Here is a 321-nt window from a genome sequence, read left to right on the forward strand (position 1 = left end):
GGTATCGATCTGTTTTCAGCGGGCGAATTCATGGACAGCACTGAAAGCAAAACGATCGTCTATCAGGACAATAACAATGGCGTCTATCGCAAACTTATTTTTCGTGACCAAAAACTCACCGGCGCTGTGCTCTACGGCGCGGTTAACGATGGCAACAAGTACTTCGAGCTGATCCAGACTCAACAGCCAGTTCAACATTTGGCGCCGGACCTGATCTTTGGCTGGCGCTACTGCGAAACCGACTCTATCTCAGAATCAATCACTGCGGGCGTGCCAGAGACACAGGTCTCTTCTGCACCAGACCTTAATCCACAGGAACTT

The 321-nt window shown here is 50.2% G+C and carries 1 pseudogene; it reads left to right on the plus strand.

Annotated features, from left to right (window positions below):
* Nucleotides 1–9: 9 nt before the first annotated feature.
* Nucleotides 10–321, plus strand: a pseudogene (locus tag QWI17_RS16595) (hypothetical protein); the annotation flags it as partial.

This window comes from Gilvimarinus gilvus (genome assembly GCF_030518155.1).
GTDB lineage: Bacteria > Pseudomonadota > Gammaproteobacteria > Pseudomonadales > Cellvibrionaceae > Gilvimarinus > Gilvimarinus gilvus.